Raw genomic sequence first — 10218 nt, forward strand, 5'->3', positions numbered from 1 at the left:
ATCATAGTTTTGAAGTATATCAATATATATTGATATAGCAAACACAATATCAATATATATTGATATTGTGTTTGGTCTAAGTGAGCTGAGGGGTTTTCAATCCAGATACTCGATTTACAGAGTGTTGTTAAAAGTGCCGAGGTGGCTGCCTAGAACAATAGGTCATCAATTTCTTGCTCTTCGTTTACTGGTTCTGCTTCAAGAATTAGCTCTCCAGCAGGTAGGTCTAAAGTAAACTTAGCGCCCTCGCCGGGAGTTGATTCAACCTCAACGCTACCTCCGATCTGTTGCGAGAGCAGGTTGACGTAATATAAGCCCAGGCCGACACCATAATGTTCTCGATTGTGTTCGTTATTTAATTGCCCGACTTCGGTAAAGATCCGCTTATGGTCTCGCGGGTCTATTCCGATGCCTGTATCTGATACTTCAAAGATAATGCGTTGTCCGCTAGTGGGGTTGAAGTCAGTGTTAAGGCGAATGTTGACGCTACCGCTTTGAGTGAATTTGATGGCATTATCAACAAGGTGCTGCAGCATTGAATAAATTTTCTTTTCATCGCTTAGCATTGTTAGGCCATCAGGGTAATCAATTGAGAAGTCCAAGCCTTTTTCAAGCGCTGCTTGCCTGAAGTTGGTTTCGAGCTTTAAGGCGAGAGAGCTGATATCGAAGTTTTTTGATATCATTCCCTTAGCGCCCAGAGAGGCGCTGGAGATATCGATCAGGGTTGTAATAATTGCGTTGATCTGGTTAGTGCTTTCAAATATTCGGCTAAGGGCATCGATACCAGATTTACCCAAAGGAGTCTCTTCGTCTTTTTTCTTCAGGGCTTTTGAAAAGCCAAGTATTCCATTGAGAGGGGTTCTGAGTTCATGGCTCAAGGTTGTTAAAAAACGGCGTCGAGACTCTTCTGCTTTGCCCAGATTTTCTTCCGTTGCGATTGATTGGGCAAAGCGATTAGCGGTATCGCATAGCATTTTGTAGTGCTTGATTTTACTTAGTAATTCTTTATGGCTAACAGGAGGGTGTATAATTTCGTTGCCGCCTGCTCGATAGTATTTTTCCTTGTCTTCGATGCTGGCCTTGTCAGAGATCAATATTGTAGTGAACGCAGAATCCTTTGCTTGCAGCTTGAAAGAGATGACTAGCTGGATGCAACGAACCATATCATTGGGTTGGTCAAGTATTAAAAACGTTGTAGGAACTTTCAGGAATCTGCTTTTCAGCTCATCTTCATTACTAATTTGCTCGACCTGGTAGCCGCTCGAGATTAGAGCGTCAACGAGAGCTGCGTTATTGTGCTTTCTTTCGCCGTACCAAATGATAGAGGTGAACGTATTGAATGACTTGGGTAAGTTCATGCACTGGACTCTGTTATGTGTTCTTTGCTAGTACTTCATACAGACCTTCCAGTACCAGGCCTAACTCATTCTCGAGGTTCTTAGCGCTATCTTTCATACCTTCAAGTTTGTCACTTGCTTGATAGGCTAGTGCCATTAGTTGTTCTTCCTGATCTTCGTCCAGGCCTAAGGAAAATAGTTTGGCTTCCAGTTCAGTAATCATATCAAGCATAACTTGTCGAACAGTGACATCATGTTCAGCAAGTTTATTGGTTAGCTGTTTGACCTGTTTTTCGGTCATACCTATAGCGCGGCCTAGTACATCTTTACGCTGGTCGGTCATTGATATTTGAGATTGAAGTGTGAGCAGTCGGCCATCGCAGATGCTTGATAAAACTGCGAGGTGATCTTTGAAACGACCGTAGCGGCTTTCATCGTCAACTGGCATATCATTTATAAGTACACCCATGGAGTCGCTGCAAACCATCGTTCAGACGCCAATGCTGATAATTCGCTCTTTAGAGTTTCTGAATTTGCTTAGTACGCGAGCTTCCATAGAGTCTTGCGAGCAATTAATAAAAACACTAGGGGTGCCATAGATGACAGCGGATGCGCTCAAGCCGAAGCCTGATGCAACTTCACATAGTTTTTGTCCAATGCCTTCCAGTGTTGTGATTTCCTGAGAGGTTTTCACGAATTCGATTATTTGGCCAAGCTCGCTACTTGATGTCATGGCTTCCATGGCAACTTTCATGGCGTTGCTGGCATCTTCCTTCGCTTTGTTTGTTTCGGCTTGGTGATCTATAAAGTAATTGACTCGTTCAAGCACTCGCTCCGGGTCAATTGGTTTGGTGATGTATTCGTTGCCGCCTGCTTCAAAGCCCGCAAGATGTTCTTCGACATTATCCATGGCAGAGACGAAAACAATGGGAACAACGCTGCTTTCTTTGTGCTTTCTAAGCTCGGTACAAACTTCGTAGCCAGTCATTCCGGGCATGTTTACGTCTAGCAAAATGATATCAGGTACTTCCTGGCTTACCTGATCCAGGCATTCTTGGCCGGAGCTGCATTCCACGATGTTAAAGTCATCTTCGAGAATCATTTTTAAAAGCACACGGTTTGACTCGACATCATCGACAACCATGATCGTTTTATCTGACATGCACTTTTTCCTGCTAAAAGTAATTTTACCTTTACTGAAGGTAGCACAAATCTCAGTGTTTGCAGATACTAAGTGAACTAAGTTTGCAAAGTGAAAAATGGGCTATAATGTGAATTAGAACTTGCTTGAACCGGCCACCTTTCTTGAAGGTAGGGTAACGGTTGGGTCTAAATTATTAGTATCACTAAGGAACATACATTGAATATTATTCAGCAAGGCTTCAATGCTTGTCTGCCTTCGATGGTTGAGAGTGACCGCGACTTTATTCATTTCAAGATCATGGCTTTTATGTGTTGTTTGATCTTTGTGATCGGCTTATACAGTCTAATTAAGTGGTCTTCTGTTGGTTACGACGCACTTGCCGCCTGGGCATGGTTGCTGGTCATTGGTGAGCCTCTATTGCTAATTGCGAACAAGATGGATCGCTTTCCTAGAATGCTGATAGCAAATACACAGGTATTCCTGGCATCTACGTATTGTGCTTGCCTGGTTTATTATCTTGGCGGTCTGCAGTCAGCTCATTTTTACTGGCCTGTTGTATTGATCGGTTTAGCGTTTACGGTATGTGACCGAAAGTGGGGTGCCTTTTGGAGTGCGGTAATGTTTGCCGAAGTAGTTGTGTTTATCGTGTTGGAGCGCGGTGGGTACGAGCTTCCTGTGTTTGAGTTGAGTGATAAGCAAGATAAAATTAATACTTACTCTGGTTTTTTATTGCCAGTTCTGGCCCAGGCTTTTAGTCTTGCGTATATGTTTAAGCTTAGAAATGAGGCGCTTGAGTTTGCTGCCGAGTCAACCAAAGAGTCATGCTATCAAGCCGAGAAGGCTAAAGCATTAACTGACCAGTTACAGACCATTTTAGAGCAAGCGAGCCATTCGGCTAAAGCTTTGCTTGATACTTCTTCTCGTTTATCTTCTACGACAAAGATTATGAATGATGATAGTCAATCTATTAGCGAGAGGGTTGATATCCAATTAGAGTCCTCGCATGAAATGAATAATACGCTTCAAGATATGGCTAACTCGGTTAAACAGACCGCTACAGCAATGGAGGTGGTTCGCCTTAAGTCTGAGCAAGTGCAGAAAAATACGATTTCTAGTAGTGAGTCGATGCGAGAGACTATCGACTGCATGGAAAAAATAAAGGACGGTAATAATGATATTCTGGAATTTATGGGCGTGATTACCGCTATCGCAGAGCAAACAAACTTGCTGGCGCTAAATGCTGCAATCGAAGCCGCTCGCGCTGGTGATCAGGGGCGTGGATTTGCGGTTGTGGCGGATGAGGTCAGGACGCTCTCGCACAAAAGTAACGAGTCGGCAGAAAAAATACGCCTGCTTCTGGCTGTTGCGGAAGAGAGTATCGACCAGGGCTGTATGGTTGTGAACGAAACGGGTAATCGCCTGGAGGCCGTCACCTCCGAAGTCGAAGATATTGCCCGAGAGATAAATGTTTCAGCCGATGCGATGGGTATGCAAAGTCAAGGTATTGAGGGTGTTGTGAGCAATAGTCAGTATCTAGATGAGGCTTGCCAGGAAAACGCAGACTTTTCTGCAAAGCTGGCGTCAAACGCCCAGTCGTTGCTTGATATAGCTGAACACCTGGGGTCACTGTCTTATACAATGAGTGATACTGTTAGTCAGGCATCAAATATGAAGCGTAGCTAAGTCTCTTCTTGATTGTTTGGTTTGGTTTGCTGCGCTAATGCCCAGTCGATATGTTCTGCGACCAAGGGGGAGGCAGTTTCTCTACTTCGTTTTAAGGCTGCAACGATAACTAATGACTGTGGCGCATTTCCAAGTGCGACGGCTATATTTCTTAACCAGGATTCGTAGCCCGCTCTGCGAATGGGTGATCCTGCGGTATTCGTTAGGAAGGTTTCTTCATTCCAAGAGAATAACTCTAGCAGAGTGATATCATCTAGCTTGTTTCGGGGGCTAAAGTCTGTCTCTTGGCTGGGTTTTCTGAACTTGTTCCAAGGGCAGACGAGTTGGCAATCATCGCAACCAAAGATTCTGTTCCCCATAGGCTTTCTTAGCTCTAGCGGAATCCTACCTTTTAACTCAATTGTTAGATAAGAAATGCAGCGCTTAGCATCTAGTAAGTACGGTCCTTCAAATGCTTTTGTCGGGCAGGCAGTGAGGCAGGCCTTACAGCTACCACAGTGTTCCTCTATGTATGGTTTACTTATTGGAAGAGGGAGGTCGGTATATATTTCCCCCAGAAAAAACCAGGAACCCGCTTCACGACTGATAAGCATAGTATTTTTACCGAACCAGCCTAAACCCGCTTTCTGGGCAAAGGCTCGTTCAAGTACAGGTGCGCTGTCGACAAAAGCTCTAAAGCTGTAGCTTTCCGCTTTTTGTTTTATATGTTCGATCAGCTTTTTTAGCCTCGAGCGGATTAGCTTATGATAGTCACGCCCCAAGGAATAGCGGGATATATAGGCTTTTTCTTTTTCGTTCAAAAGGCCTAGAGGAGAGTTTGGGTCGCTTAGATAATTCATGCGCAAGGAAATAACCCTAAGCGTGCCGGGAACTAATTCATCAGCCTGCCAGCGTTTGCTTCCATGCTTTTCCATATAATCCAGGTCTGCATGAAAACCTCTATCGAGCCAGTCTTTGTATCGTTCTATATGAATGTCTAGGTCATTAGTTGTGATGCCAAATTGCTGAAACCCAAGTTCTAGCGCTTTTTTTTGGATTGACTGCTCAAGTTCTAGCAGCTCGTTGTGAGTAAGATTGGGCTTAGTGTTTTGCATCGAATCTATTCTAGCGGCATCTTTGTGTAAGTCTGACGATGTTTTGCTATACTTAACAGTTAACTAGGAATGTTTGTTCAGCAAATACATTAATAAGCAATGTGTTACGACGCTATTATGGCATAAACGTGCAGCAGAACCTGCTTTTTGTGTCTGCAAAGAGCGCTTGTTTTAATATTTGTTTATGGATTATAGGGCAAGAGAGTGAATCGATATAGGGTGCGAGTATGACAAAAGCGGCTATTGGGCTTGTATTGGTTGACGAGTCAGCGACAGTAGCATTAGGACGCTTGTTATTCAGTGTCATCGATGAGCATTGTTTTCATCAAGGTGTGGTGAGTATCTTTTTGCACGGTGACCTCGGAATGGGTAAGACAACCTTAACTAGGGGGATTCTCGAAGGTGCAGGGCACTTTGGTAAGGTGAAGAGTCCGACTTATACGATTGTTGAACCCTATGAATTACAGAATGTGCAAGTTAATCATTTTGACTTGTATCGTTTGGGCGACCCCGAAGAGCTAGAATTTATGGGGGTGCGTGATTATTTTGAAGTGCCTCATGACGGTCAGGAAAAGCAGTTGTGTGTTATTGAGTGGCCTGATAAAGGCCAGGGTTTCTTGCCTGAGGCCGATTTTGAAGTCGATTTGAGCTGCACCGGGCGTGGTCGCCTTTGTAAGATTACTGCAGATGGCGAGATTCTTTCAGTATTGAAAGAGGTTAGTTTAAGGCCGGGCTCGGGTTTGGTAGTGAGTAATGTTTCATGCTGAGTAATTATAATTTGAGTTCATGTGGTTTCAAGCATGTCTTTTGTGATTGAGTAGAGAGCTGAATTTAATGAAAGTTCGTACTAGTAGAGTTAGCTTCCTGGCAAAGGTGCTTGTTCTGTTCGCTGCCTTTACGTTTATGGCTGGCAGTGTAAATGCTGCTCAAGCGAAAGTAACTAATGCGCGTATTTGGGAGTCTCCAGAGTATATTCGTTTAGTTCTGGATTTATCACACCCGGTAAAGCATAAAATCATGATGCTGAAGAATCCCTCGCGTTTGGTTTTGGATATTAATGATGCTGATAAGGCGCTTAAGTTTGATAGTTTGAATCTCAAAGGTACGCCTATTTCCGGAGTGCGCAGTGCACGTAGAAATAAAGATGATCTTAGGGTTGTATTGGACTTAAAAGAAGAGGCTGAAACGAAAAGCTTTTTGCTAAAGCCAAATCAGAAGTACGGAAATCGTCTGGTTGTTGATTTATATACGAAAACAAAAAAGCTAAATGAAGCGCGCAAGAATGTTGTTAAGAAAGTGCCTGCGGGTCAGAAACGAGACATTATCGTTGTTATAGATCCAGGGCATGGTGGGGAAGACCCGGGTGCCATCGGCCCGAATCGTATAAAAGAAAAAGATGTCGTGTTGGCAATTGCTAAAGAATTGAGAAAGCAGATTAATGCTCAAAAAGGCTTTAAAGCTTACCTGACCAGAGAGCGGGATTATTATATTGGTTTGCGCAAGCGTACCCGGATTGCCAGAAAGCATAATACTGACTTGTTAGTGTCTATTCATGCTGATGCATTTAAGAAAGCCCAGGCACACGGTGCATCAGTTTTTGCCTTGTCAAACCGTGGCGCGACCAGTGAGACAGCTCGTTGGTTAGCGCAAAAAGAGAATTCTGCCGATTTAATAGGCGGCGTGGGTGGTGTAAGTTTGGAAGACAAGGATGACGTTCTAGCGAGCGTACTCTTGGACCTTTCTTCCACGGCAAGTTTAAAAGCGAGTTTAGGCGTAGGTAGTAAGGTATTAAGCTCCATGGGCAATGTTGCTCGTTTGCATAAGCGTTCGGTTCAGCAGGCAGGTTTTGTGGTGTTGAAGTCACCAGATATTCCATCAATATTGGTTGAGACAGGATTTATTTCAAATCCGGCAGAGTCCAAGAGATTAAAGTCGTCAAAGTATCAGCGGAAAATGGCCAAGGCGATAAAGGGCGGAATTCTCGCTTACTTTAATGACGCGCCACCTCCGGGAACGCTATTGGCATGGAATAAGGGTGGCAATAGTGTAGTGAACCAAAGTGTTGCTCAAAGCACTAAATCAAAAGCCACGAATTTCAAGAAGTATGTTGTTCGAAAAGGTGATACCCTTTCCCATATTGCGATGCGCAATGATGTATCGCTTACAGAGCTTCGTCGTTTGAATCGGCTTCGCTCTGATAATGTATGGGTTGGTCAACGCTTGTCGCTACCTTCCTCGTAAGCTTCCGTTTTTGATTAGATTTTCAGATTTCTTCTATGAGTAAAATTCATAAGCTATCCGCGCGCCTAGCAAACCAGATAGCTGCAGGTGAAGTGGTGGAGCGTCCTGCTTCTGTTGTAAAAGAATTATTAGAAAACGCCTTGGATGCGGGTGGACGCAAAATATTGGTCCAGGTTGAGCAAGGCGGTGTTAAGCGAATTTTAGTTCGTGATGACGGTGAAGGCATGGGCAAAGATGATTTACCTCTATCCTTAAGTCGTCACGCTACCAGTAAAATTGAATCCCTGGATGATCTGGAAACCGTCGCGACCTTAGGGTTTAGGGGGGAAGCCTTAGCAAGTATTAGTTCGGTTTCCCGTTTAGCTCTTAGTTCAAAAACAGACAATGCAGAGCAGGGTTGGCAAGCGGTTACTGAGGGGCGAGATATGGAAGCCCGATTAAGTCCTGTTGCTCATAATCGAGGGACAAGTGTCGATGTTAGAGACTTGTTTTTTAATACGCCTGCTCGAAGAAAGTTTTTGCGGACAGAAAAGACTGAATTCAATCATTTAGAAGAAGTGCTCAAACGGCAAGCGTTGAGCCGTTTTGAAGTAAGTTTTGAGTTGGTTCACAATCAGAAAGTTGTGCATAGTCTGCGTCCAGCGCCGACGATCAAGGAAAAACAACTGCGTATCGCTGCCTTATGTGGCAAACCCTTTATGGAGAATGCGGTTGATATTGATGTGGAGGCAACGGGGCTTAAGTTATGGGGCTGGGTAGCTAAACCAACCTTCTCAAGAAGTCAGGCTGACTTGCAGTACTTTTACGTTAATGGTCGTGTTATCAGGGATCGTTTGGTGAGTCATGCTGTAAAGCAGGCTTATCGTGATGTCTTATATCATGGGCGTCACCCTGCCTTTGTTTTGTATCTAGAGCTTGATCCTGCGCTGGTTGATGTCAATGTTCATCCGACCAAGCATGAGGTTCGTTTTAGGGATGGGCGCTTAGTTCACGATTTTATATTCAGAAGTCTTCATAAGGCGCTTGCGGATATTCGACCAGAAGAATTGGCCGCTCCTGAAGATGGTTCGGCACCGAATCGCGACTTGTCAAATATTCAGGCAAGTACTTCGCTTCAAGCTCAGGCTAGTGCTTTTACGCCGAGTTATGGTTCTCAGTCAGCAATGTCTTTGGGAGTCCAGGGAGTTAGTAGTGCGGTGACTGGCGCTGGCCAAGGTGTGGGAAGTGCTTCGCCATCAATGTTGCAAACATCTGGCCAGGGTGTTTCGGAGGTTCTATCTCAATATAAAGCCCTTCACCCTGATCAGAACCTTGGTCAGCAGCAAGAAGCTGTTGATGGGCGTGAACACCCATTAGGTTTTGCTATTGCTCAGCTTCATGGGATTTATATTCTCGCTCAGAATAGTAGTGGTTTGATTGTTGTAGATATGCACGCAGCTCATGAGCGGATTACTTATGAGCGAATGAAAAATGATTTTTATAGTGATGGAATCAAGGCTCAGCCCCTGCTTGTGCCGATGAATATCTCTCTAAGTCAACGAGAGGCTTCTGTTGCTGAAGAATGTGCCGGGGACTTACAGAAATTTGGTTTGGGCCTAGAACGGTCTGGTCCGGAAAGTATCGTTATTCGTCAGGTGCCAGTGATACTTCAGCAGGTGAATGTTGATCAGCTAGTAAGAGACTTGTTGAGTGATATGATTACGCACGGATACTCCGACCAGCTAGAGGCAAAAGCGAATGAGTTGATGTCGACTATGGCTTGTCATGGTTCGGTAAGGGCCAATCGATCGTTGACGATACCGGAGATGAACGCTTTGCTGAGAGATATGGAAGAAACTGAGCGCAGTGGTCAGTGTAACCATGGCCGCCCAACCTGGACCGCACTGTCTATGGGTGAGCTGGATAAGTTATTTCTGCGGGGGCGTTAAGATGTTGCGAATACCTTCTTTAAGGCTTTATCAATGAGCTTGCCTAGTGCAATTTGTCTAATGGGGCCGACAGCGGCGGGTAAGACAGACCTGGCAGTCTCTCTTCATGAAACCTTAGCTTGCGACATTATCAGTGTGGACTCTGCCTTGATATATCGAGGCATGGATATCGGTACGGCAAAACCCGAAAAAGAATTGTTGGCGCGCGCTCCACACCGACTGATTGATATTATTGCTGCTAAAGACAGTTATTCGGTAGCTCGGTTTTATGATGATGCGCTAAGAGAGATGCAGGAAATAACAAGTCGTGGACGCACACCTTTATTGGTGGGCGGTACGATGATGTACTACAAAGTTTTGCAGAATGGTATCGCATCCTTGCCTTGTGCTGATGACAAGGTTCGCGCAGCGATATCTCTTGATGCTGAAAAGCATGGCTGGCCTTATGTTCATGAGCAGCTGGCGCTAGTCGACCCCGAATCTGCCGCGCGCCTAAAACCAACTGATTCCCAGCGTCTTCAAAGAGCTTTGGAGGTTTTTCGGGTAACAGGAAAGACGCTGACTCAGTTTTGGCAGGATCAGCAAAGTCAATCAGAGAGTGGCGCAATTCCGCCAGCCCCCTATGAATTCATTAACCTCTCAATTGCACCGAGTGATCGTTCCGAGCTGCATCAACGTATTGCTCTACGCTTTGATATTATGTTGAAGAGTGGTTTTATCGAAGAGGTTGAAGGGTTTTACCACTCTGGAGAGGTGACAGCAGATATGCCTTCAATGCGTTGTGTTGGCTA

9 protein-coding genes are annotated in these 10218 nt (G+C 44.7%); 5 read left to right on the plus strand and 4 right to left on the minus strand.

The window, feature by feature from the left end:
- Nucleotides 1-149: 149 nt before the first annotated feature.
- Genes A3756_RS24425 through A3756_RS24435 form a run of 3 tightly spaced genes read right to left on the minus strand, consistent with a single transcriptional unit; the run spans nucleotide 150 to nucleotide 2499 of the window.
- On the minus strand, nucleotides 150-1358 hold the full coding sequence (locus A3756_RS24425; protein ID WP_068554928.1) for a hybrid sensor histidine kinase/response regulator: 1209 nt from the start codon (nucleotides 1356-1358) through the stop codon (nucleotides 150-152).
- Nucleotides 1359-1371: 13 nt separating this feature from the next.
- Complete coding sequence (locus tag A3756_RS24430) at nucleotides 1372-1806, minus strand: hypothetical protein (protein ID WP_068514054.1); 435 nt, start codon at nucleotides 1804-1806, stop codon at nucleotides 1372-1374.
- Between the two features lie 21 nt (nucleotides 1807-1827).
- Nucleotides 1828-2499, minus strand: coding sequence for a PleD family two-component system response regulator (locus A3756_RS24435; RefSeq protein WP_068514958.1), 672 nt, complete (start codon nucleotides 2497-2499; stop codon nucleotides 1828-1830).
- 198 nt (nucleotides 2500-2697) lie between these two features.
- Between A3756_RS24435 and A3756_RS24440 the strand changes: the two genes are divergently transcribed.
- The gene (locus tag A3756_RS24440; protein WP_068514961.1) at nucleotides 2698-4164 is read left to right on the plus strand and encodes a methyl-accepting chemotaxis protein; all 1467 of its coding nucleotides are present in this window, start codon (nucleotides 2698-2700) and stop codon (nucleotides 4162-4164) included.
- Here A3756_RS24440 and queG read toward each other — a convergent pair.
- Nucleotides 4161-5258, minus strand: a complete 1098-nt coding sequence (queG, locus tag A3756_RS24445) for a tRNA epoxyqueuosine(34) reductase QueG (RefSeq protein WP_068511750.1) — start codon at nucleotides 5256-5258, stop codon at nucleotides 4161-4163. The genes A3756_RS24440 and queG overlap by 4 nt on opposite strands.
- 227 nt (nucleotides 5259-5485) lie before the next feature.
- On the opposite strand from queG, the gene tsaE reads away from it, so the two are divergent.
- The 4 genes from tsaE to miaA form a co-directional block, all read left to right on the plus strand.
- A complete protein-coding gene (tsaE, locus tag A3756_RS24450; RefSeq protein ID WP_068511749.1) occupies nucleotides 5486-6025 on the plus strand; it encodes a tRNA (adenosine(37)-N6)-threonylcarbamoyltransferase complex ATPase subunit type 1 TsaE in 540 nt (179 codons plus the stop codon).
- A 67-nt stretch (nucleotides 6026-6092) separates the two neighbouring features.
- Nucleotides 6093-7499: an N-acetylmuramoyl-L-alanine amidase gene (locus tag A3756_RS24455; protein ID WP_068511747.1), complete on the plus strand. Its 1407-nt coding sequence runs from the start codon at nucleotides 6093-6095 to the stop codon at nucleotides 7497-7499.
- A 35-nt stretch (nucleotides 7500-7534) separates the two neighbouring features.
- Complete coding sequence (gene mutL / locus A3756_RS24460; RefSeq protein ID WP_068514965.1) at nucleotides 7535-9427, plus strand: DNA mismatch repair endonuclease MutL; 1893 nt, start codon at nucleotides 7535-7537, stop codon at nucleotides 9425-9427.
- Between the two features lie 33 nt (nucleotides 9428-9460).
- The coding region (gene miaA / locus A3756_RS24465; protein ID WP_068554930.1) for a tRNA (adenosine(37)-N6)-dimethylallyltransferase MiaA at nucleotides 9461-10218 on the plus strand (758 nt) is incomplete at its 3' end.

The organism is Oleiphilus sp. HI0086 (assembly GCF_001635225.1).

What these genes read in the sequence shown, in the direction of transcription:
- mutL (WP_068514965.1), top strand. Translation starts at nt 7,535, where the DNA reads ATGAGTAAAATTCATAAGCTATCCGCGCGCCTAGCAAACCAGATAGCT.
- A3756_RS24435 (WP_068514958.1), bottom strand. Translation starts at nt 2,499, where the DNA reads ATGTCAGATAAAACGATCATGGTTGTCGATGATGTCGAGTCAAACCGT.
- queG (WP_068511750.1), bottom strand. Translation starts at nt 5,258, where the DNA reads ATGCAAAACACTAAGCCCAATCTTACTCACAACGAGCTGCTAGAACTT.
- A3756_RS24455 (WP_068511747.1), top strand. Translation starts at nt 6,093, where the DNA reads ATGAAAGTTCGTACTAGTAGAGTTAGCTTCCTGGCAAAGGTGCTTGTT.
- A3756_RS24430 (WP_068514054.1), bottom strand. Translation starts at nt 1,806, where the DNA reads ATGGGTGTACTTATAAATGATATGCCAGTTGACGATGAAAGCCGCTAC.
- tsaE (WP_068511749.1), top strand. Translation starts at nt 5,486, where the DNA reads ATGACAAAAGCGGCTATTGGGCTTGTATTGGTTGACGAGTCAGCGACA.
- A3756_RS24425 (WP_068554928.1), bottom strand. Translation starts at nt 1,358, where the DNA reads ATGAACTTACCCAAGTCATTCAATACGTTCACCTCTATCATTTGGTAC.